We start from the raw sequence: 22,165 nt of genomic DNA on the forward strand, positions 1-22,165 counted from the left end.
AAGCAGGAGACATGGATGTCTTTAGCAAGACTCTTCACTCGAGCACAAGTTGGTATTACCGCACCCGAGGTAATTGTTGAGGTGCACCTTAGCAATGGTTTACCTGCCTTTGGTATTGTTGGATTACCCGAAACTTCAGTTAAAGAAGCCAAAGAACGCGTCCGTAGTGCACTTGTGAATGCTGGCTTTTTATTTCCAGAACAGCGCATCACAGTTAACTTAGCACCAGCAGACCTACCAAAAGATGGGGGCCGCTTTGACTTTGCAATCGCACTCGGTGTTCTCGTCGCATCAGGACAGTTAGATAGCCATGCTATTACTGATAAAGAATTTTATGGTGAGCTTGCGCTAAACGGTGAGCTTAGGACGGTCACTGCCATTTTACCCTCTGTAATTGCTGCTGCGAAGGAGGGGCGAACTGCTTACTTGCCAATTGGTAACGATGCAGTTGCGAGCCTGGCTGCGGATGCCAATCGTGTTGCTATAGGCTGCTTGCGTACAGCATGGTTAGGTTTAAGCGGCCAGCAATCACTTATGTTTAATCAACTCTACCCAGATGATTTAAATATACAAGCTTCAAGGGGGAGTTTGCTGGACATGGCTGAGGTGAAAGGGCAAGAGGGGGCAAAGCGAGTACTAGAAATAGCCGCGGCAGGTGGGCATAACGTTTTATTTCTTGGTCCTCCGGGTACTGGAAAATCGATGCTTGCTCAGCGCTTACCTACGATAATGCCATTAATGACGGATAATCAGGCGTTAGAAACGGCTTCTATCTATTCCATACTGGGAAAAACCATCAGCCAATCAAACTGGAAAACAAGGCCTTTTAGAGCTCCACATCATACTTGCTCTGCAGTAGCCTTGGTTGGAGGCTCGTCAAACCCTAAGCCTGGGGAGATATCATTGTCAAATAATGGTGTTCTATTTTTGGACGAGTTACCAGAATTTGATAGGAAGGTACTGGATTCATTACGTGAGCCGATGGAAACGGGCATGGTAACGATTTCGCGCGCAGCTCGGCAAGTTGATTACCCTGCAAACTTTCAACTGATCGCAGCATTAAACCCCAGTCCTACAGGTTGTTACACTGACAAAAGAGCGTCTCCAGATCAAGTATTGCGCTATTTGGCTAAGATTTCAGGCCCATTTTTAGACCGAATAGATCTACAGGTAGAATTACCTCGTCTAAAAACAGAAGAGCTACAATCCCAGAGTAATGGAGAGTCTAGCGCGACAATAAGGGCTAGGGTGGAGCAGGCCTATAAAACAGCTTTAGCACGTCAGGGAAAATGTAACGACCAACTGAGTGTAAAAGAGCTAAACCATATCTGCTATCTTGCTGATGCTGAAAGTTTATTTCTAGCAAAGGCAGCAGAAAAACTAAAGCTATCACCACGTTCATATCATCGAATAATCAAAGTTGCGCGTACCATAGCGGATCTGAGCTCTACACCTAATATTGGCTTGTCACATTTAAAGGAAGCGCTTAGTTATCGCGCGCTGGAGAGGTTGTTAGGTCAGTTAACACAGTATTAGTAACGGCACTTCAATAGATAGGGAGTGTATTATTGGTAAAGGTTAAGCTGACAACATATAACCTTTACCGCGAACCGTAACAATGCGTTTTTGCTCTTTTTCATCGCCGAGTTTTTTGCGTAGTCGGCCAACTAAGACATCAACCGTTCTGTCACTTGGGCTCCAATCAGGTTGCCCAATGTCTTCTGAAATACGCTCTCTGGATGTTGCCCTTCCAGCATTGGAAATAAGACAAATCAACACTTTATGCTCAGCTTCGGTAAGTCGAGACTCAATGCCATGTTGATTGATTAAGGTACGGTTATCAGGGTGTAGTTTAAAGTCTGCATATTCGATAAATTCTTCCGATTCATCGTCTTTATTACCAACTAAACGTTTGTATAAGGCACGCATACGCAGTTCAAGCTCAAGCGTATCAACAGGCTTACAGACGTAGTCATCAGCACCTTGCGCAAGACCTGCGATTCTATCGGCTTGAGAGTCTCGACTAGAAAGCATGATGACACCAAGGTCTGATAAGGTATTAATTTCTTTCGCGAGTTGCAGGCCATCAGTGGCGGGTAAAACAACATCAACAATAGCAAGTGCAAATGGGTTTTGGGTTTGAGCTTGAATAAGCTCAAGCGCAGTAGCACCCGTATTGTCTACAGTGATACTGAACTCGGTATTTTCAAAGTGACTACACAGCCGCTTTGCTAAGAGTTCATCATCTTCAACTAATAAAACCTTTATGCTCATGTTTTCACTGTTAATTGTTGTTTAATTGTCGTAAATATAACACTGAGAGATCGCTGCTTGGAAGTGCATGAAACGAATTCTTACAACTCTGTATCTGGCACGTTAACCTGACAACCTAGTTCGATCAAGGGGAAACCTAGCTTTATTATTAAATTATATACAATGATGTGTTTGATTGCTGCTTCGCTAAACAAAAAGGCGGCACAGAGTGCCGCCTAGCATTGATTACTTACCGTATAGATGTTCCCACCATTGTGGCTCTTTTTTTAAATGCTTGTCGAAATAAGCCAGCATGGTGTTCCACCAATGGAAGCGCTTGTCACGAGCAAAAATTTGATGATCTGCGCCTTTGTATTCGACCAATTCAACATCTTGGCCAAGGATCTTCAATGCGGTATACATATTGTGACTTTCACCTGGCGGCACATTGGTATCCGCGTCACCGTGAATTAACAATAATGGTGTTGTTACTTTGTCTGCATTAAATACCGGGCTATGTTGTGAGTAAAGCGTTGGATTGTTCCAGGGGAAACTTCCTTTTGAGGCCTCGCCAGAATACAAATAACCCCACCAGCCTTGACCCCAGTATGAAGTAATATTAGAAATACCAGCATGTGAGATAGAAGCTGAGAACAAATCAGTTTTTGTTGTCAGCAGCATAGTCATGAAGCCGCCGTAAGAAGCGCCTAAATTACCTAAACGCTTGTCATCAACGAAAGGGTAGGCTTTCACAAACTCTTTGGTACCCATGATGATATCGTTAGCGGTGTGTTCACCCCAAGCATTGACGTGTTCTGCTGAGAACTTCTGACCGAAACCTGTCGCACCTGTTGGTTGCAAGACATAAACAACATAGCCATTTGCTGCCCATAAGTTAAATGGATAACGCCCTGTAAAGCCACGAGTCACTGGAGAAGTGCCGCCGTAATAATAAACGAGTGCTGGGTATTTTTTAGCTTTGTCTAAATCGTGTGGTAGATACACGCGGCCTTTAATCTCCACGCCTTCAGTATTAGTAAAATTAAACTCTTCTAGGTTGGCAATTTCTGCATTCTGGTATGCGATATTTGCTGAGTCCCAGAGCGTGTCAGCTCGCTTATCTGAGGTTGACATGGTTTTTAACTGTTGCGGAGTTGATGCTGTAGTTCCCGTGAACAAGATCTCTGGGTTACGTTCACTAGACACAGAATAGTTCGTGACAACATCCAGCCCGGTGTTTAAGCGTTTGAAAGTAGACTTACTTTCGTTGAAGAAGAAAAGCTGTTGACGATCTTGGTCAGTCGCTTTTAGTACCACATCGCCATTATTGAGTACGGTAAAGCTGCCTATGGCTGGATCAAAGTTTTTACTCAGTGCTTTTACATTGTTGCCTTTGCGATCTATCCAATAAAGTTGGCCATCATAGTTATTCGCGAGCATACCTTCAGGTAAGTTGCGCCCCGCACCTTCTGCAAAATCAGGACCTGCAGTTACATAAATACCATTTTTGGTGTATTGCGCGCCGCTAAATGTACGATACTGACCAATAACACTTTGCTGATTGTTTGATAGATCAATTTCTATTAACTCTGTCAACATGTGAGGAGGTTGCGCGTAGTCTTGCTTATTACGTGTTGCTAAAACCGTGTTTGCTTGTGCGTCAAAGTCGGCCAAGCTGTGGCTTTGTGCGCCAACTGTCACAGGATTAAGTAGCCCACTTTTGATATCAAGTAAGAAGATTTGCGACTGGGTGCGGGCATATGACCATCTATCTTCTAATCCTTGATAATGTTTAGTCAGTTTGCCTTCTTCTTTGCCGCTGTTGGTCCACGCAAAAATAAGCGTGTCATTATCAAAAAACTCGATACTATTCGCGCCATTGAGCTTAGTAGCAACTTGAGTGCGTTTAAAGGTTTTTAGATCAAGGATGTAAGCTTTATTATCTTTTAAATAAGTGAGTTTGCTGCTGTCATCACGCCATGCAAAGCTATTTGCACTCATGCCATCGAAACTGTAAAGCATGTCACCATCTTCATTGTATAAAGCAGTTTCGGTGATTGCTGCGTTGCCTTTTTCATCATCGTAGTGGCGGACGGTAGAGATATAATATTCGCCGTTAGGTGCAAGTGAGATAGCACTCACCGTTGGAGCATCAAACAACTGCTTTGCAGACAGCGCTTTGGTTTGTTTTTCTGTTAGCGTGATAACGTCATGTGCTGCTTCGCCTTCAAAGCTAAGATCAACTTTATTCCAGTCATTTACCTGCTCAGCGATAACGAGGATTTGATGATCGCCCTTGACGACATCAAGCTGAACCTCTTTAACACCGGAGACCGGCTCTCCATTTAGAAATATTTTGGCTTTCTCGATGCCCTCAAGCTTGAGTTTACCTGAGACAAAGCGTTCAGTAGTGAAATTAAACTTCAGAGCTTGTAGTCCAGGTATCGTTAATTGAGATACTTTATTCAGTGCTTGCCATTTGCTTTCATTATTGAATAGCGTTACCTGTTTGGCGTCTTGTTGTAATGATGGTAGCAGGTTTTCAATAATTGCATCACGATGAGCTGTATCCGCTGGCTTTATTGTTGATTCGCCAGCGATGGGACCCAGAAATTGTATTTTTGATTCGTCTAATGGGCTTGCTGAAAGTTGTGCTGAGACTGCCGTAAATAGTAGAGTGACGGCTGTACGTAATTTCATTTATTTGCGCCTATTGTAGGTAATTATATGATAAAACTATATCATAGTATTTTGAACTGGTTGTATTGCTGCGATAGACGTCCTAAATTTAATAGTCTGTGTTGATGAGCAACATAACGTATGCGGTTAAGCAAACACTTAGCGTTGAATAAAGAGGAGAATTTACTTGGTTTTATTATTAACCTACATGTTTTTGGCAATAGCTATCTCTTTTATCTGTTCGGTGATGGAAGCGGTGCTACTTAGTATTACGCCAAGTCATATAGGGATCTTAAAGCAAGACAATGATGCATTAGCATCGCGAGTTCAACGCCTTAAAGACAATATTGATCAGCCTTTATCTGCCATTCTAACGTTAAACACCGTTGCGCATACCGCCGGTGCTGCAGGGGTTGGCGCACAAGCTGCTGTGGTATTTTCAGATGCAGCTGTTGGTATTGCGTCAGCGGTGATGACGCTACTAGTTTTGGTGCTGTCGGAAATCATTCCAAAGACCTTAGGAGCGACTTATTGGCGCGGATTAACACCTATCGTTTCCAGTGTGTTGGTATGGCTAGTTCGACTATTGAAGCCATTCGTGTGGATGTCGGATCAACTTACAAAAGTGATAGGCCGTAAAGAAGATGAGGCTCACTATATTCGTCAAGAAATCGAAGCGATGGCGGAAATAGGCTCTGAAGCTGGTGCACTGCATCAGGACGAGACTGAAACCATTCGTAGTTTATTACGTTTTCGTCATGCCAAACTAGAAAGCATCATGACCCCAAGAACGGTGCTATTTAAAGTGCATAAAGATATGACAGTACACGAGTATTTGTCTGAGCATGGTTCGGTTGCTTTTTCTCGGGTGTTGGTATTCGATAAAAACACAGATGACATCATCGGCTTTGTGCACAAAAATGACATAATGCTTGCTTATCATAGGCTTGGAGAAGAATATAAAATTGGTAAGCTATCTCGCCCTCTTTATACCGTACCGGAAACGCTAGCTGCGCCAGAGTTATTCAAAGCGTTACTGGCAAAGCGTCTACACATTGCGCTTGTCATTGATGAGTATGGCGATGTACAAGGCATAGTGACATTAGAAGATTTGCTTGAATCATTAATGGGAATGGATATTGTTGATGAGCGAGAGCAAACCACCAATATGCAAGCTGCTGCTAAGCAAAAGTGGCGAGAGCGCGTTGATAATCATGATAATTTGATTGAAGACAGCGACGAAGCTGAAGATGTGTCTGAAACGCAAAGCGACGGAGAGGAAACTGCCTCTCCAGAGGTTAAGGGTTCGAATTAATCATGCGCTGCCAAGAGTGTATCCACCCGACTAGGTCTGTTAATGGTTTAGGTTTGCTGATTAAAAAGCCCTGCATTAATAGGCTATGCTTGTAGCGGTCAAGGTATTGTAGCTCTTCAATCCGCTCTATACCTTCAGCTACTATGTCTAACTGTTGATTTTGTGCGATGTCGATTAAGCTGTCGATAAGTACCTGTGAAAAGCGATCGGATTCCACATGGGTTATCAAAGAGCGGTCGATTTTGATCTCGGTAAACGGCAAAGACTTTAATTGCTGAATATTGGTAAATCCAGTACCAAAGTCATCTAAAGAAATATCAAACCCTCGGATCCGTAACCGGTTCATTGTTTCCAGTTGAATAGACTGATTCATCGGTTGGTTTTCAGTAATTTCTAAAATGATATCACTAGGCTTTAAACGGTTTATTTCTAGAATCAGTGCCAATTTATCTGGACAGCTTAAATCATTTAATTGCACAGGTGATAAATTAAAGGCCATTTTAATTGGATAATTGAGTTCAGATTTGATTGCTTTAAACTCATCCGTTGCCTTTTCAAAAAGCTGGAAAGTAATGATATTGATTAGATCTGTATCTTCGGCCACGCCAATGAAATGGTCCGGTAAAATAACCTGCTCAGTATTTTTAGACACAATACGGGCAAGCACTTCGACACTTTTTATCTTTTTGTCACCACGGTGAACCTTTGGCTGATAGTAAGGCGTAATTTCGTTGTGACTAATGGCGTGCAAAAGATCGCTTTCGGTCACTTTTTCAATGCGGCTACGTTTAACAGCAGTATACGTCTCCATTTTTTTGAGCATGCGCTCGACATCAACCAATTGTACGGGCTTAGAAATATTGCCGATAAGATGTGCATTGGACTGTCTGGCAAGGTTGGTTGCTAGATCAATAATCTTCTCGTCCATTTCGGAAATTATAATAATGCCGCCGGAGAACCTTAGCTCTCCCAGTTGGCGAATAAACTCCATGCCATCCATTTCGGGCATATTGAGATCTGTAAAAATGGCGTCAAATTGATGAGGAGTCTGCCGTATTTTTTCTACAGCATTCACCGCACTTGAGCAGGTTGTGACATGTTCAATGCCAAGCTCAGTCATAATAGCTTGCATTACGACGAGGATCGCGGGTGAATCATCTACTACCATTATCCGATGTTTTGCTAATGACATTAACAATTCCTTCGTATACCTTACCTCCTTAAAGTCTAGTACAAATAATTTAAAGTGCTCAAATCTCAAAATGCTTTAAAAGGTGATTTTTACTCAATTTGAAGCGCAATAATGACACTTTGCCTGCATTTTTCTAATTCAGATTCCGGCAGCGCTTTATGAAGCGGACGCTTTTAGCGATAATGCCCCAAATGACCTTTGGATCTGAATATGAATAGAGTCGAGCTTTCGCTAGCGGACAAAGCGGTATCTATCTTTTTTAACCAACAACAAGTAGTACAGCTTTTTGTCGAGCAGCAAGCGATTACCTTTGAAGAGCAACATAATGGTATTTTCGCGACCATTGATGGACAAACACTGGCGGTAAATACAGAGCAGTTACCTCAGGGGTTACTTGGGATTGCAGTAAATGGAGCTGAACTTCAGTGGCTTGAAGTGAGCACTGAAACACCTAAAGAAAAACGCAGCTTATTTGGTTTGGCAGCATTGGGCTTAAAGTTATTTAAAAGTGCCAAGGTGGTCAAAGCTGCCTTGGCTGGCGCATCCGTGGCAGGGTACGCATGGCTATTTTCTTGGCAGTTTGCGCTTATGCTTGTGGCTTGCTTAGTCGTTCATGAATATGGCCACGTCCGCGCGATGCGCTATTTTGGGATTAAAACAAAAGGCATCTATTTGATCCCTTTCGTTGGTGGCCTGGCTGTAAGTGACGATAAGATCACGACCCGCTGGCAAGACGTAGTTATTTCGTTGATGGGACCGGCATTTGGTCTGATAACCTCAATCCTTGGAGTGGTGTTGTATTATGCGACAGAGATGGAAATCTTTGCTGGTGTTGCAGTATTAAGTGCGCTGTTGAACTTATTCAATTTACTACCTATTTTGCCGTTAGATGGTGGGCATGTTCTAAAAAGCATAAGCTTTTCAATGCGCTCTTGGGTGGGGTTATTGGCGTGTATGGCAGGAGTATTATTCGGCCTTTGGATAAGTTACACCTTTGGCTTAATCTTACTGGTGATATTCATTTTGATTGGTAGTTTTGAAATCCTGATTGAGTGGCGTGGCCGTAATTACAGTCACTTATTACCCCTTGACCGATATGGGCAAGTGGTCAGCGCCATTATGTATATAGTTGTTATTACAGGTCATGTTGCGGTAATGATGCATTTTGCTGATTCAGAGAATCCAATCCTAAGCTTACCAATGAAAATTTTATCAAGTTAATTTGTGTAAGAAGGTGCATTACGCACCTTCTTACAGGGGCAGCAACAATAAAGTTGCGATAATTACACCCGTTACCAGCAATTGTACTAGGCAAAACCCCATAATATCTTTGGCTTTAAGGCCTGCAATTGCAAGTACCGGGAGTGCCCAAAATGGCTGGATCAGGTTAGTCCAAGCATCACCCCATGCAACGGCCATCGCGACTTTGGCTATGTCTGCATTAAGCGCTTCTGCTGCGGGAATGATAATTGGTGCTTGTACCGCCCACTGACCGCCGCCTGAAGGCACAAATATATTTACAAGGCCTGCGCTTAAAAAGCTCCACAGCGGTAATGTCCATTGACTGCTAATAGAAACAAATCCTTGAGATATTTGTTGTGCTAGTCCTGTTTCGACCATCATAGCCATGATCCCAGCATAAAAAGGAAACTGGATCACGATACCGGCACCACCTTGAATTGCTTGTTGTAGGCTATTGAGAATATTTGCAGGGGTTTTGTGTAGCAGCATGGCTAAGAACAAAAACAGGGCTATGACGATATTCAATGTCAATGTGCCTGCATTAAATATAAAGTAAAAGCCCAAGTAGCTAAGACCTATTGCTCCTCCTAACATACCAAGCCATGAGGCATTTTCTAATTTTGCAGCCGGAGTATTGTGGGTACTGATATCATTACTTTGTTCAATGAGCTTTTCTTTATCAACAATGACTGCGTCATCATCTTTGGGAAGCATTAGTTTATTTATAAGTGGTAAAACGATAAAAATACTGAGTACGATGAGTAGGTTAAATGGTGCAAAGATTGTCTCTGAAGTGGTAACAATACCTATGCTCTTTTCACTAAAGTGCCCCGGAGTTGCGATAGTCAGGGGGACTGAGCCTGATAGGCCTGCGTGCCAAACAACAAAACCAGAGTAAGCACTAGCCACTAACAGGCGATAATCAACTTTCACTTTTCGAGCGATGGCCTTTGCGAACAAAGCCCCGACTACTAAGCCAAACCCCCAATTTATCCAGCTGGCGCTCATCGCAACAAAGGTGGTGAGTATAATTGCTTGAGAAGGAGTTTTAGCTAGGCCTGCGATACGGTCTAGCGCTTTCGCTATTGGAGGGGTAACAGCAAGCATGTGACCACATAATAAAACTAACAACATTTGCATCGCAAAAGTAAGCAGCTTCCAAAAGCCATTACCCCATGCCTCAAGCACCATGACAGGTGTTGCTGGAGTAAACAATGTAGCGAGTACCATCACCAAAAAAGTGAGTAAAAGCACAATCACAAATGGATCGGGTAGATACTTGTCGACTAATTTTGTTAGCGGGGTGGTAAACTTGCCAAGCATAAGACATCCTGTTTTCATTATTATTTTATGTAAATCAAAGTGATTGAATTACGCATCATAATATAGCTAAACTTTAAGCTAAAAGTTAGTGGTTTAGGCTAACTTATAGTGAACAGAAAATAATGAGTTTCATTGGTTTCTTTTAAAATCAAAGCGTTAGGATTGGCATGAAATCTGATATATTAAAAAGAAAGACTTTAAGTAACTAAGAGAGGTAACTATGTCTGGACAAGGTTCTGGTGGTAATGTAATTGCAGCGATTTGTAACGTCTTTTTCCCTGGCCTTGGTCAGTTGGTTCAAGGTCGTATATTGGCGGCTTTAATCTTCGCAATTGTTGTTGTAGGTGGGTATGCACTGTGGTTTTTATTGGTTCCACCTGTGATTGCAGCCGTTTTCCATTTGTGGGCTATTATTGATGCTGCTAAGTATACGCCGCCTAGGTATTAACGGTTATACCAAAAAGTATAACCACCCAGTCAGGCTGATCATACTCAGCACAGTAGACAGCACAACGGTAGCCGCAAGCGTTGCTTGTTGGCTGTCGAGCTGTCTAGCAACAAGATAGGCATTGACTCCCAGCGGAGAGGCACTCATTAAAGTCACCACCTGAACTTGTTGAGTTGCCAATCCTAAATAAGTGGCAAAGAGATAAACCAATCCCGGTAGTAGTATCAGTTTTACTGCACTTAGCCATATTGCACCCTGTAACTTTCCCCGCACGCCATACTGTACCAAGCTCGCACCCAGAATAAATAGCGCCCCTGGAATGGCTGGTTTTGCCAACCAACTAAAGCTTTCATGTATTAAGCTTGGTAGTTTTAACCCTGCAATGTTTAATATCAAACCGCTCGAAATACTTATCACTATTGGATTGAGCAGCAGGGGTTTCACAATATCCACCTTATTTTTGTGTCTTGCTGCCAGTAAAAAAGTCATAAAAAACAGCATTGCACTGTGGAATGTAATAATCATAAATACCATGGCAGCGGCTTGCTCACCGAGTGTCATTAAGATAATCGGTAATCCGACTAACACGGTATTAGAGTAGGTGCCACTTAATGCTAATGCTGCACTGTCTGTTTTTGAACGATGTTGCGCTTTAAAGAGAAATAGGTATAAGCCTGCATAAGTCAGAGCGACTGGGAGATAAAAGGATAATAACAAGGGACCCGTCGCGAGGCTTTTCAGATCTGCTTGCACCATACTGCTAAATAACAGTACAGGAATACATAAATTAAAGATAAAAGTACGCAAGCCATCAAGCTGATTGATGGCGATAAAGCCAATCTTTGCACTCAAAAACCCAGAAATAACGATAAAGATGAGAGGAAATAAGATCTCAACAGGCGACATGCATTGACCAACAATCGAGTGGTTAAAAGGTAATTCTATCAATGAATGCTTAGCGGACGCTACTTAGGTATAATAAAACAAGGTGATTTAGTTAAGAAGTAAAGATGGAATACCAGTTTATTCGTGACCCACTTTCTGGGTTTCGAGCTCGCTTAAATGACGAGCATGCGTTGATAGGTCGGTGGCTGAGTGAGGAGCTTGCACATGAGCATATTGTCAGCCTGCTGACACAGCTTGAAAACCTGCCAAATCAAAAAGAAGAGCTTGTGTTGGCTGGTAAAGAGATCCGCGCCACATTCACGCCGCAAGAAGCATTATTTGAAAGCCACGCTCTGTTTCATGAAAGTGATGACATAGCGCAGTACCAAGAAGACGCACTGGCTTTAGATGAGTCGGGTATGATGGCGGTGTGTGGCTATGAAGACTTTTTACCCATGCTGGTAGAGTGGGCTGAATTTACCAAAGCTAAATAACCTGAGCTGCGGATAATTAATGCCTTTCTAGCAGCCAGTTTTAGCGCTAACTGCGTTGAATTCACTTCCAATACCAGCTATTGGTGCGTAAATTCGCCTTGCCTACAGGATGTAGGTACCTTAGCGAGAGCAGGACGCGGAAGCGGAGTTATCCCCAAAACTCTCTGGCTAGATAAGAAGATAGTTTAAGGCGATTAAAAAAACAGTGAGTTAGTCCATTCCTTATCCAAACCTCAGGTTAAATAAGTTCTGTGGGGGCTGTTATCTTTTATGCTTGAGTTCAACAGCCCCTGAAGTATAGAGATAGCTTATTTGGGCGTACCATAGAGTTGCTCTGCTCTATTAAATAACACCCACGAAGTGAGTATATACTTATCATTAGAAACCGGAATATTGCCTCGATGTGTATGTGTAAAATACCCTGGTGCTATCACCATAGAACCTTTTACTGGGGCAATTTTACGCTGCTGATAATAAAACTCGGTCTCGCCACCTTCCTCGACATCATTAAGGTAGAACATAAATAACAGCACTCGGTGTAAGGCTTCATTATGGTCATGTTGAGGGTAGACTTCGCTGTGCCAGTAGGGGTAGCCGCCTTTATTTATTTGATAGCGTTGAGCTTGGATAGCGCCTAAACGAAATAGCTGTTGAGCAAGGACCGGGAGTTGTGGCTTGCCGACTTCTTCAAAGTTATCCACAGTGAGATCGACAGGTTCACCAGTTTTGGGGTGATACACTTTAAGTCCAAATGCACCGATGATCATAAAGAAATGTTCTTCAAGGTACTCAAATAAGTGCTTTGCCGTAACCTGTTGAATGTGCTGTAACTGTTTGGCATAGTCAGGGTAGGAATTTAGATAAAGGTCGTGACTGACTTTTTTACTCAAGTCGACACCACCAGATGTAGTCCCCTGTTTTAAATGTGGACTTTGATCGAAGGTCTTTACGAATTCATCGCAAAAGTCTGAACTGAGTGCGTTATCGTAAACGCGAATAAAATCACTCATGTTTTTCCCTAGTTTTTATTGGAGTTATTATGCTGTCTGAAAAGCTTATGCCGCGTTTTTGCGACACAGATGTGCTTGGACATATCAACAATACCGTACTCCCTGTGTGGTTTGAAGCCGCGCGCACACCTATTTTCAAAATATTTACACCAAATTTAAATCCAAAAGAGTGGAAATTGATTGTTGCCAAAGTCGAAGTCACCTTTAAAGGGGAGCTATTTTATGGTCAGGAAGTCGAAATAAAAACGGCTGTTGAACATATCGGCAACAGCTCATTTGTGATTTTGCAGCAGGCTTGGCAGCATGGAGAATGCTGTGCTGAAGGTAAAACCATTATGGTGCGATATGACTTTGCGGTTAAGCAATCTCAACCGCTGAGTCAGCAAGAGCGCGATGCGCTAGGCACTTTTATGGTTGCTGCGGCTTAAACTGGTGACCAATTGCCGCTGAAATACAAGGCTTTACTGTATAGGTGTAGCCGTATTCCGCGGCGTTATCCGGCATGATCTCTAAGATCTCATAATCGTTTAATTCAACAATATTACTGCCTTCGCTATGTTCACAGCGTGAGTTTCCGTCAGACTCAAAGCGAAAGATAAAGTAAGCCAATATTTGGTTAAGCACATCGTTATAGTTTTTGCCTTGCTCATGTAAATCTGGGTTAGAATCGTTATTAATAGATACCGTTAACGACTCCGGCTCATCTGCAGTGGACTGTGTTTCATCTTGTTGTGGAGTACCGCCACTCATGTCGGCCACTTGTGGTTGAGTTTCCGATGATCCTTCATTTTCCTCTTCGGAGTCTGCTAAGCGTGATTCTTTCGCGTTGGCATGGAAAGAAATTCCGTCCTCATCTATTTTGAAATCAGAAGAAAACTCAGTAAATGCGGTTGAAGCACCTGATTTAGCGATGCCGAGCACCAAGAAAGCCAATAAAACAAAACACATGATCAACCTGATGATTGCTGTTGTTGCCGGATAACGATAGTGGTTCTGATGCCAAAAAGGCTTTATACGTAACGGTTTAAGCAGGAAAAGTACAACGACATAGCATGTCATAAAGAGTTGCGCGAGAATCAACAAGAAGGTACTGGTAATAAAAAACCAAGTAGGTAACGACAGCAACACACTCAAATTATGTGTGTAAGGGAAATTATCCGTGCTGACCCCAGTTAAATCATTGATACGGCCATCAGCTTGCACTAACACAAAGTTAGCGATAAAGGCATAAAATAACAGTATCAGTGCTTTACCTGGCACACTTTCCCAAAAGGTCATGATCCTTGGCCAGAATTCATAACATAGCGCCGTTACTGTGGTTATTAAGATCAAAAAAGCGGTGAAGTTATCATCTTCAGTTTCACTCAAGCTGAACATAAAAATGATAAAACTAACTAAATAATAGCGTTGAGCCAGTGTTAGGCTTTGCCAAAATTGGCCGATGGAAAAGCGCAGCCTTGCTAGGTACGCGGTTAAGTTTTTTGGCGCGAGAAGTTGATGCATAATAAATGAATTTGTAATTATTATGCACCAATAATAGAGACTTTTAGAAATTAAGACAATAAGGGCTTAAGGTACTTACCCGTATGCGAAGCCGCAAAGTCAGCCACCGTTTCAGGTGTACCTGAGACGAGTATTTGACCACCTCCTGCTCCTCCCTCTGGACCTAAGTCCACAATCCAGTCCGCGGTTTTGATGACGTCTAGGTTATGCTCGATAACCAGCACCGTATTACCATGATCGCGCAGACGATGTAATACTGCGAGTAGCTGCTGAATATCATGGAAGTGCAGACCTGTGGTTGGCTCATCGAGAATGTAAAGTGTTTTACCGGTATCTCGTTTTGATAGTTCACGAGCGAGCTTAACACGCTGCGCTTCACCACCGGACAAAGTCGTGGCGGCTTGCCCTAAGCGAATGTAGGAGAGGCCAACGTCCATTAAAGTTTGTAGTTTGCGATTGATTGCGGGAATCTTATCAAAAAATTCTCGGGCGTCCTCAACTGTCATTTCCAACACTTCGTGGATATTTTTACCTTTATACAGTACTTCCAGTGTTTCACGGTTATAGCGCTTACCAGTACAGACATCGCAAGGAACATAGACATCCGGCAGGAAGTGCATCTCAACCTTGATAACTCCATCGCCTTGACAGGCCTCACAGCGACCGCCTTTAACGTTAAAACTAAAGCGGCCAACCTTATAACCGCGTGAACGCGATTCTTGTGTCCCTGCGAATAGTTCACGAATAGCAGTAAAGATCCCGGTATAAGTTGCTGGGTTTGAACGTGGTGTGCGACCGATAGGACTTTGATCAATATCGATAACTTTATCGAAGTGATCTAGCCCATGAACTGATTCATATGGTGCAGCTTCTTGCGTTGTTGCACCGTTTAATTCCTGATGAGCAAGTTTGAATAGGGTGTCATTAATGAGGGTAGATTTACCCGAACCTGATACCCCAGTTACGCAGGTCATGAGGCCGACAGGCACTTTTAAGTCGACACTTTTTAGGTTGTTGCCCGTTGCGCCTTTCAGCTCAAGCCACTTATCATCACATTGATGACGTTGCGCTGGAACTTCAATGCATTTCTCGCCACTGAGATATTGACCCGTTAATGAGTCTTTACTTTGCATTATCTCATCGCGAGTTCCCTCAGCGACGACATAGCCGCCGTGTACGCCGGCGCCTGGACCGATATCTATGATGTGATCGGCTGCACGAATGGCATCTTCGTCGTGCTCTACCACAATCACGGTGTTGCCAAGATCTCTTAAGTGCGTGAGTGTTTTAAGTAAACGGTCGTTATCGCGCTGATGTAGACCAATTGAAGGCTCATCCAGTACGTACATTACCCCCACGAGACCGGCGCCAATTTGGCTTGCAAGACGGATCCGCTGAGCTTCACCGCCAGATAAAGTATCAGCACTACGCTCCAAAGAGAGATAGTTTAGGCCTACATTGATCAAGAAAGATAAACGGTCGCGGATCTCTTTGAGTATTTTGTCCGCAATTTGTGCTTTTTGGCCTGTGAGTGCTAAGTCGATAAAAAATTGACTGGCTTCGCCGATACTCATCGTTGTTACGGTTGGCAGATTGGTCGAGCCGATAAATACATGGCGCGCTTCTTCGCGCAGGCGTGAGCCATGGCAACTTGGACACGCTTGGCTGGTTTGATATTTGGCGAGCTCTTCTCTTACTGAACTGGACTCCGTTTCCCGATAACGGCGATTCATGTTGTTTAACACGCCTTCGAACTCGTGATTGCGGGTGATAAGATCGCCTCTGTCATTACGATACTTAAACGCGATTTTAGTTTTGCCTGAGCCTTCTAAAACCACTTTTTGAAATTTACTCGGCAGATCCTGAAATGGCGTTTCTAAATCAAATCCATATTGCTCGGCAACCGAGCTTAACATCTGAAAATAGTAAAAACTGCGTTTATCCCACCCTTTGATTGCACCGCCAGACAAGCTTAGTTCTGGGTTTTGCACTACACGTTTGGGATCAAAGTACTGCTTTACCCCCAAACCATCACAGCTTTGGCAGGCACCTGCGGGGTTATTGAAAGAAAACAGTCGTGGTTCAAGTTCGCTCATGGCATAGCCACAAGTTGGACAGGCAAAGTTGGCCGAGAAGATCAGTTCGTCTGCGTCGCTATCATCCATATAGGCGATTTGCGCAATGCCATCAGCCAAATCAAGCGCGGTTTCAAAAGATTCGGCTAACCGCTGCTCAAGCCCTGCTTTGACTTTGAAACGATCCACCACGACTTCTATGGTATGTTTTTTCTGTAACTCTAGCGTTGGTGGATCTGAGAGATCGCATACCTCGCCATCAATACGCGCACGAATAAAACCTTGGCTTGCAAGCTCTTCTAACAGTTTTACGTGCTCACCTTTACGGTTTTTCACCACCGGTGCAAGTAGCATGAGTTTGCTACCCTCTGGTAGCGCCAATACAGTATCAACCATTTGGCTGATAGTCTGTGCGGCTAACGGTAAATCATGCGTAGGGCACCTCGGTTCACCCACTCGTGCAAAGAGTAATCTTAAATAGTCGTATATTTCGGTAATGGTTCCCACGGTTGAGCGTGGGTTGTGAGAAGTCGACTTCTGCTCAATGGAAATCGCGGGAGACAAGCCCTCAATGTGATCCACATCTGGTTTTTCCATCAGCGATAAAAACTGCCTCGCGTACGCAGACAAAGACTCAACATAACGACGCTGGCCTTCTGCGTATAAGGTGTCAAATGCTAAAGACGACTTCCCTGAGCCAGAAAGACCCGTGATCACTATCAACTTGTCTCTTGGAATAGTGAGTGAAATGTCTTTTAAATTGTGGGTGCGGGCACCCCTAACTTCTATTTTATCCATACGACCCTTGTGTTTTTTCGTGCGCTGTACTGAGTACGCGATACTAATCCACTAAATTGAAACCTGGATCAGTCAAAGCATGATGTGAAGTGAACAGATTACCGCATCCCGAATACAAAATTAAGTTATCTCTGCTAAACGAACTAAACTTATTAAACCGATCAACTTGGGATATTGATTTTGTATCGACTTTTATTGCTTTTGGCGCTGCTTTGCCAAAATGTGTTCGCCTGTGAGCTGGTGGTGCGGTTTGAGAATTATGCGGCGCAGTCTAAGTTAAATGACGACCTTGTTTGGCACGGTATGGACGTTGATTTCGCTAAAGCCTTGTTAGATGAAGCAGGGTGTAGCTATCGTTTCGTAAGTATTCCTTGGGGTCGGGCGCTGAAGCTTTTAGAGGAGGGCGATATCGATCTTATTTTGAGCGTCACAAAAACACCAGTACGTGAACAGTTTGCGTATTTTATTGGTCCCCAACGCATGGAAACCATTGTTTTTGCAATGAACTCAGGGGAGCCTCACCAGCTTGACTCACTTGAGTCGTTATTCCACCTGTCAAAGCCCATCGCTATTCAGCGTAATGCTTATTACGGTGAGGCGTTTACAGCTCGCCTTGCGCGTCGTACCGACAGTGAAACACAATTTATTTATGTACCCGACAATCAGGTAAAATTGAATTTGCTCAAAAAAGGGCGGATAGCAGGGTTTTTAGAAGAAAAATTCAACATCCTGTATCAAAGTAAAAATAACCCTGATTTTGAAAAGTTTGCAATTAGCCCGTTGGTTATTAACGAAAACCCAGTATATTTTGCCTTTAGCAAGGCACGCACCTCAAGCGAGCGTTTGCAGCGTTTGAGTCAAGCATTTGAACGGGTTAAACGTAGCGGAAAATTAGATCAGATCACGGCCAAGTACGGCGTCAATTAGCGCTTTTTTATCTCGAAGTAGGCCACTCAAATTCACGATGGTAACAATCGCATTGCAAAGATCCGTTCGCGCTAGTGTAAGTTAAGAAAAGAGTTTGTTAAACTTGCGCGTGATTTTCGATAGTGATGAATACCGCCTTATGTCTAATGACTCTTTAAACCCAACTGAAAAGCGCGCCGCGATTTCTCTTGCTGGCGTTTTCGCTTTCCGCATGCTTGGTTTGTTCATGCTGATGCCAGTGTTAGCTGTTTACGGCCAGTCTTTACAGGATGTCTCGCCACTGTGGATTGGTTTGGCTATTGGTGCTTATGGTTTGACTCAAGCTGTACTCCAGATACCTATGGGTTGGTTGTCTGATAAGTTCGGTCGTAAGCCAATCATCATTGGTGGGTTGTTGGTATTTGCATTAGGATCCGTTATCGCGGCATTAGCGGATTCAATCTATTGGGTGACATTTGGTAGAGCCCTACAGGGCATGGGCGCGATTGCAAGTGCGTTACTTGCGCTTGCTGCGGATTTGAGCCGTGACGAGCAGCGTCCGAAGGTTATGGCGGTCATCGGCATGTGCATTGGTATGAGCTTTGCTGTAGCCATGTTATTAGGACCAATGATTGCAGCGTCTTTTGGTATCGCAGGGATCTTCTGGTTGACGGCGGTATTAGCAATTGTAGGTATCGCTATCATTACCTTTATGGTGCCAAATGCGGTAAATAAAGCCCCTAAAGGCGACACAATTGCAAGCTTTGCAGATATTCGTCGCTTGGTGCAAAACCCACAGTTACTGAGGCTTGACCTTGGGGTGTTGCTATTGCATTTGACGCTGACTACAATTTTTGTAGCTTTGCCTGGTCAGTTGATCCGTGATGGTCTTGCTGCAGATAGGCACTGGCAACTTTATATTCCGGTATTTTTACTCGCCTTTATTTTGATGGCACCGATGATGATAGTGGCGATCCGCAAACAAAAAGAAAAGCAGACATTCTTGCTGTCTATTGCAATGCTAGTGGTAAGCTCGGTTACTTTGTATTGCTTTGTAGATTCACTTTGGGTGATCGCAGGTGCAATGCTGGTCTATTTTATTGCCTTTAATTTTCTCGAAGCAACTATGCCTGCGTTGGTTTCTCGTATAGCTCCAGCAAACCAAAAGGGATCGGCGATGGGAGTATTTTCATCTGGCCAGTTTCTTGGTGCATTTATAGGCGGTGCTTTGGGTGGTATTTTGGCGCAAAATTTTGCGGTCGATACGATATTTGCGGCAACGGCCATTATTGGGGTAATATGGTTTGTTATCGCATGGGGTATGCAAGTGCCACCTAAGAGCAAAGCAATCAGCTTAGTTTCTGCTGTAGAAAATGAGCAACAAGCGACGGAATTGGCAGACCAATTGGTTTCATTACCTGGGGTACTTGAGGCCACGGTAGTGAGAGATGAGAATCGTAGCTACCTAAAAGTAGATGATAAAATTTTTGATTTGAAGCAAGCCAAGCAAGTGCTGGGCTTGTCATAGTGTGAGGAGACAATGCCATGGCACGTGGTGTTAATAAAGTAATTTTGGTAGGTAATCTGGGCCAAGATCCTGAAGTTCGCTATATGCCAAACGGTAACGGCGTGGCTAACATCAGCATTGCAACTACGGATAGCTGGAAAGATAAAAACACCGGTCAATTGCAAGAGCGCACAGAATGGCACCGTGTTGTGTTGTTTGGCAAACTTGCGGAAGTTGCGGGTGAGTATTTAAGAAAAGGCTCGCAGGTTTACATTGAAGGTCGTCTACAGACTCGTAAGTGGACAGATCAAAGCGGCCAAGAAAAGTACACAACGGAAATCGTGGTGGACATGGGTGGCCAAATGCAAATGCTAGGTGGCCGTGGCGAGCAGCAGGGTCAAGGTGGCGGCCAGTACCAAGGTGGTCAACAGCAGCAAAATAATTATGGCCAGCAAAGCTATAATCAAGCGCCTCAGCAGCAATATTCGCAGCCACAGCAAAGCCAGTCAAACCAGCAGCAAAGTGGATTCGCACCACAGCAATCGCAACAGAATTCTCAGCAGTCTTCTGGATTTGGTGGCCAGTCTCAAGGTGGCTTTGCACCACAACAGAACCAAAACAATGGTCAATCAGGTGGTAGCTCAAATCCTATGGAGCCACCAATTGACTTTGATGATGACATTCCGTTCTAAACGGTGGTATAGCATCTACGAAAACCCTAGCATCATGCTGGGGTTTTTGTTTTTTTACTGGTATAAATATCTCTAAGAGAATAGTGAAGAGTAAGCTTAGATAAAGCTTACCATCTTGTACGATTATTAAACTTAACGCATTTCTAGTTTTGGCTCAGTTGCTTATCCTTTCTGTACAATTAAAAGCCGCATCTCGCTTGAGTTTTGCACTATTTTGAACAACACTTCAGTTATCTTTCCACCCAATAAAAACATTATGCCAATTCAGCTGTTAGATGGATTTCGTCGTCAGTATCAAAAAAAGCTAGTCGCGGTAAGTTTGGCGGTGTTGTTGTGTCTAAATTTCCTTCTTAATCATTTACTGCACCTTCAGGTTCACACGCAAGGCGAAGAAGCCGCGGCTGAAATTTCTCAGCTATCAGCTGAAGCTTTTGCTGCGGGAGTAAGTGAAATAGCTACGAAGTATGGTTTTTCATTGTTACCTGTTGCGAATGCAGAAGAGCACCAATTTGTTGCCAATGACCAAACCGTTACCTTGTACCATGAATCTATATGGATAAGTCATGGATATATATTGATATTTTTCAATTTATTGTCAATTGGACTGGTGTTATTCGTACATCGGTGGTGGTTTTTATACGGTAAGGTTGAGTCTACCTCACATGCGCAAAAGCCTGTGGCTTTACCAGCCCCCGCTCCAGAAGGGCAGTATGCATTATTTGCGTTAATCCATTGGCAGTGCAGTACGCCTAAAGAAGTTGATCTGCAGTTACATTTTCAGCTTGCGCTGGTTAAAGGCGTTGGAGAGTTTGGGACGGTGGCAGTTAAATATCTAGCTTCAGGGGCATTAGCCGTGACAGTAAAGCAGATAGGGGCGACTAAAGGTATGGATTTGGTAAAGCAAATGCACGAAATCGTTTATCGAGTGCTGTTAGAGTTTCGGGGGGATTTATCTCGCAGTAAAGTGAAACTTGGCGCTTGTTTTTATCAGGAAAATAAACAACAGACACAGGTTTATCAGAGCGCAAAATCAGCGCTCTCAATTGCGCAAAATCAAGTGTGGCAACATACTCATCTAGTGCATCTCACAGAGTTATTGGCAAAACGCCTTAACGAAGACGGTGAAGCTTTGCTGAGTTATTTGAAAGCCGGACAGTTTTCCTTATTCTTCCAGCCGTTGTTCGACTTTTTAGCCGAAGACGTAATTGTAAGCGAAGCGCTACTAAGAGTGACTCACAAAGAAATGGGGCGAATTTCGGCCAAGCAGGTGATGCAACACCTTTATACTCCAGAGCAATTTCAGTTTCTGGATAGAGCGATAGTGAAGCAGGTGTTGTCTGTTTATGAGCAGGAAAGGAGTTTTGGTAAGGTAAGCATTAACTTACATATTTCGAGTTGGGTGGATAGCCAGTTTATTGATTGGCTAGAGGGGCAGCTCATTGCATCTCATAGCGGGGCGGCAATTGGGTTTGAACTTAGCATAGAAGAGGTCTATCAACATGGAGAACGTTTGCAGGCGGCTTTTGATAGGTTGAATCGACTTGGGTGCGATATTTATTTGGATAACGTTACACAGGCTCTGACGCTAGGGCGCACACCGCTTGCCGAGTTGGTAAAAGCTATCAAGCTCAGCTGCGAGCTGGTACACGGCATTGAAAAGTCTGCGTATCGTAAACGCACAGTTAAGCAAATAGTCGCTCAAGCAAGAAGCTTGGGTATTCCCGTGTATGCAGTGGGGGTTGAAACCGTTGCTGAATTGAGTTGTATCAAAGGGCTTGGAGTGAAAGGGGCCCAAGGGCATTATTTTTCCGCACCGTTACAACAGCTCGCTGATATTCACTAA

18 protein-coding genes are annotated in these 22,165 nt (G+C 43.6%); 10 read left to right on the forward strand and 8 right to left on the reverse strand.

Annotation, left to right across the window (positions count from 1 at the left end; all coding sequences use genetic code 11):
* Positions 1-15: 15 nt before the first annotated feature.
* On the forward strand, positions 16-1,536 hold the full coding sequence (locus QSH61_RS01565) for a YifB family Mg chelatase-like AAA ATPase (protein ID WP_206473415.1): 1,521 nt from the start codon (positions 16-18) through the stop codon (positions 1,534-1,536).
* 42 nt (positions 1,537-1,578) lie between these two features.
* Here the strand turns inward: QSH61_RS01565 and QSH61_RS01570 are convergent, their stop codons facing one another.
* Together QSH61_RS01570 and QSH61_RS01575 are read right to left on the reverse strand one after the other, a co-directional pair.
* Positions 1,579-2,274, reverse strand: coding sequence for a response regulator transcription factor (locus tag QSH61_RS01570; protein WP_010605961.1), 696 nt, complete (start codon positions 2,272-2,274; stop codon positions 1,579-1,581).
* Positions 2,275-2,499: 225 nt separating this feature from the next.
* Positions 2,500-4,953, reverse strand: a complete 2,454-nt coding sequence (locus tag QSH61_RS01575) for an alpha/beta hydrolase family protein (protein WP_206473417.1) — start codon at positions 4,951-4,953, stop codon at positions 2,500-2,502.
* Between the two features lie 166 nt (positions 4,954-5,119).
* Between QSH61_RS01575 and QSH61_RS01580 the strand changes: the two genes are divergently transcribed.
* The gene (locus QSH61_RS01580; protein WP_206473418.1) at positions 5,120-6,247 is read left to right on the forward strand and encodes a hemolysin family protein; all 1,128 of its coding nucleotides are present in this window, start codon (positions 5,120-5,122) and stop codon (positions 6,245-6,247) included.
* Here the strand turns inward: QSH61_RS01580 and QSH61_RS01585 are convergent.
* Positions 6,231-7,439 carry an EAL domain-containing response regulator gene (locus QSH61_RS01585; protein ID WP_010605958.1) on the reverse strand — a complete coding sequence of 403 codons (1,209 nt, stop codon included), beginning with the start codon at positions 7,437-7,439 and terminating at the stop codon, positions 6,231-6,233. The genes QSH61_RS01580 and QSH61_RS01585 overlap by 17 nt on opposite strands.
* A gap of 210 nt (positions 7,440-7,649) precedes the next feature.
* Here QSH61_RS01585 and QSH61_RS01590 point away from each other — a divergent pair, with 210 nt between their 5' ends.
* Complete coding sequence (locus tag QSH61_RS01590; protein WP_130165074.1) at positions 7,650-8,660, forward strand: metalloprotease; 1,011 nt, start codon at positions 7,650-7,652, stop codon at positions 8,658-8,660.
* Positions 8,661-8,690: 30 nt separating this feature from the next.
* On the opposite strand, the gene QSH61_RS01595 is transcribed toward QSH61_RS01590, so the two are convergent.
* Positions 8,691-10,004: a short-chain fatty acid transporter gene (locus tag QSH61_RS01595; RefSeq protein WP_010605956.1), complete on the reverse strand. Its 1,314-nt coding sequence runs from the start codon at positions 10,002-10,004 to the stop codon at positions 8,691-8,693.
* Between the two features lie 220 nt (positions 10,005-10,224).
* On the opposite strand from QSH61_RS01595, the gene QSH61_RS01600 reads away from it, so the two are divergent.
* Positions 10,225-10,452, forward strand: coding sequence for a hypothetical protein (locus QSH61_RS01600; RefSeq protein ID WP_010376621.1), 228 nt, complete (start codon positions 10,225-10,227; stop codon positions 10,450-10,452).
* A 3-nt stretch (positions 10,453-10,455) separates the two neighbouring features.
* Here QSH61_RS01600 and QSH61_RS01605 read toward each other — a convergent pair whose 3' ends face one another.
* A complete protein-coding gene (locus QSH61_RS01605) occupies positions 10,456-11,358 on the reverse strand; it encodes an AEC family transporter (protein ID WP_206473419.1) in 903 nt (300 codons plus the stop codon).
* 104 nt (positions 11,359-11,462) lie between these two features.
* Here QSH61_RS01605 and QSH61_RS01610 point away from each other — a divergent pair, with 104 nt between their 5' ends.
* Positions 11,463-11,831, forward strand: a complete 369-nt coding sequence (locus QSH61_RS01610; protein WP_095728903.1) for a YacL family protein — start codon at positions 11,463-11,465, stop codon at positions 11,829-11,831.
* Between the two features lie 308 nt (positions 11,832-12,139).
* Here QSH61_RS01610 and QSH61_RS01615 read toward each other — a convergent pair whose 3' ends face one another.
* Positions 12,140-12,841, reverse strand: a complete 702-nt coding sequence (locus QSH61_RS01615) for a 2OG-Fe(II) oxygenase (RefSeq protein ID WP_088531994.1) — start codon at positions 12,839-12,841, stop codon at positions 12,140-12,142.
* A 29-nt stretch (positions 12,842-12,870) separates the two neighbouring features.
* Between QSH61_RS01615 and QSH61_RS01620 the strand changes: the two genes are divergently transcribed.
* A complete protein-coding gene (locus QSH61_RS01620) occupies positions 12,871-13,269 on the forward strand; it encodes an acyl-CoA thioesterase (RefSeq protein ID WP_206473420.1) in 399 nt (132 codons plus the stop codon).
* On the opposite strand, the gene QSH61_RS01625 is transcribed toward QSH61_RS01620, so the two are convergent.
* Complete coding sequence (locus QSH61_RS01625) at positions 13,250-14,344, reverse strand: hypothetical protein (RefSeq protein WP_206473421.1); 1,095 nt, start codon at positions 14,342-14,344, stop codon at positions 13,250-13,252. The genes QSH61_RS01620 and QSH61_RS01625 overlap by 20 nt on opposite strands.
* Before the next feature lie 50 nt (positions 14,345-14,394).
* On the reverse strand, positions 14,395-17,217 hold the full coding sequence (uvrA, locus tag QSH61_RS01630) for an excinuclease ABC subunit UvrA (protein ID WP_010605951.1): 2,823 nt from the start codon (positions 17,215-17,217) through the stop codon (positions 14,395-14,397).
* A gap of 180 nt (positions 17,218-17,397) precedes the next feature.
* Here uvrA and QSH61_RS01635 point away from each other — a divergent pair, with 180 nt between their 5' ends.
* The 4 genes from QSH61_RS01635 (at position 17,398) to QSH61_RS01650 (ending at position 22,165) form a co-directional block, all read left to right on the forward strand.
* The gene (locus tag QSH61_RS01635) at positions 17,398-18,144 is read left to right on the forward strand and encodes a substrate-binding periplasmic protein (RefSeq protein ID WP_010376631.1); all 747 of its coding nucleotides are present in this window, start codon (positions 17,398-17,400) and stop codon (positions 18,142-18,144) included.
* 139 nt (positions 18,145-18,283) lie between these two features.
* The gene (locus QSH61_RS01640) at positions 18,284-19,651 is read left to right on the forward strand and encodes an MFS transporter (RefSeq protein WP_039492994.1); all 1,368 of its coding nucleotides are present in this window, start codon (positions 18,284-18,286) and stop codon (positions 19,649-19,651) included.
* A 17-nt stretch (positions 19,652-19,668) separates the two neighbouring features.
* The gene (ssb, locus tag QSH61_RS01645; RefSeq protein ID WP_174170506.1) at positions 19,669-20,322 is read left to right on the forward strand and encodes a single-stranded DNA-binding protein; all 654 of its coding nucleotides are present in this window, start codon (positions 19,669-19,671) and stop codon (positions 20,320-20,322) included.
* Between the two features lie 256 nt (positions 20,323-20,578).
* Positions 20,579-22,165 (forward strand): EAL domain-containing protein, encoded by a 1,587-nt coding sequence (locus QSH61_RS01650; RefSeq protein WP_206473422.1) that lies wholly within the window; start codon positions 20,579-20,581, stop codon positions 22,163-22,165.

It is taken from the genome of Pseudoalteromonas sp. JC3 (assembly GCF_030291895.1).
Classification (GTDB): domain Bacteria; phylum Pseudomonadota; class Gammaproteobacteria; order Enterobacterales; family Alteromonadaceae; genus Pseudoalteromonas.

Coding starts and splice junctions, on each gene's coding strand:
- QSH61_RS01565 (WP_206473415.1), top strand. CDS start 16: ATGTCTTTAGCAAGACTCTTCACTCGAGCACAAGTTGGTATTACCGCA.
- QSH61_RS01570 (WP_010605961.1), bottom strand. CDS start 2,274: ATGAGCATAAAGGTTTTATTAGTTGAAGATGATGAACTCTTAGCAAAG.
- QSH61_RS01575 (WP_206473417.1), bottom strand. CDS start 4,953: ATGAAATTACGTACAGCCGTCACTCTACTATTTACGGCAGTCTCAGCA.
- QSH61_RS01585 (WP_010605958.1), bottom strand. CDS start 7,439: ATGTCATTAGCAAAACATCGGATAATGGTAGTAGATGATTCACCCGCG.
- QSH61_RS01590 (WP_130165074.1), top strand. CDS start 7,650: ATGAATAGAGTCGAGCTTTCGCTAGCGGACAAAGCGGTATCTATCTTT.
- QSH61_RS01595 (WP_010605956.1), bottom strand. CDS start 10,004: ATGCTTGGCAAGTTTACCACCCCGCTAACAAAATTAGTCGACAAGTAT.
- QSH61_RS01600 (WP_010376621.1), top strand. CDS start 10,225: ATGTCTGGACAAGGTTCTGGTGGTAATGTAATTGCAGCGATTTGTAAC.
- QSH61_RS01605 (WP_206473419.1), bottom strand. CDS start 11,358: ATGTCGCCTGTTGAGATCTTATTTCCTCTCATCTTTATCGTTATTTCT.
- QSH61_RS01610 (WP_095728903.1), top strand. CDS start 11,463: ATGGAATACCAGTTTATTCGTGACCCACTTTCTGGGTTTCGAGCTCGC.
- QSH61_RS01615 (WP_088531994.1), bottom strand. CDS start 12,841: ATGAGTGATTTTATTCGCGTTTACGATAACGCACTCAGTTCAGACTTT.
- QSH61_RS01620 (WP_206473420.1), top strand. CDS start 12,871: ATGCTGTCTGAAAAGCTTATGCCGCGTTTTTGCGACACAGATGTGCTT.
- QSH61_RS01625 (WP_206473421.1), bottom strand. CDS start 14,344: ATGCATCAACTTCTCGCGCCAAAAAACTTAACCGCGTACCTAGCAAGG.
- uvrA (WP_010605951.1), bottom strand. CDS start 17,217: ATGGATAAAATAGAAGTTAGGGGTGCCCGCACCCACAATTTAAAAGAC.
- QSH61_RS01640 (WP_039492994.1), top strand. CDS start 18,284: ATGTCTAATGACTCTTTAAACCCAACTGAAAAGCGCGCCGCGATTTCT.
- ssb (WP_174170506.1), top strand. CDS start 19,669: ATGGCACGTGGTGTTAATAAAGTAATTTTGGTAGGTAATCTGGGCCAA.
- QSH61_RS01650 (WP_206473422.1), top strand. CDS start 20,579: ATGCCAATTCAGCTGTTAGATGGATTTCGTCGTCAGTATCAAAAAAAG.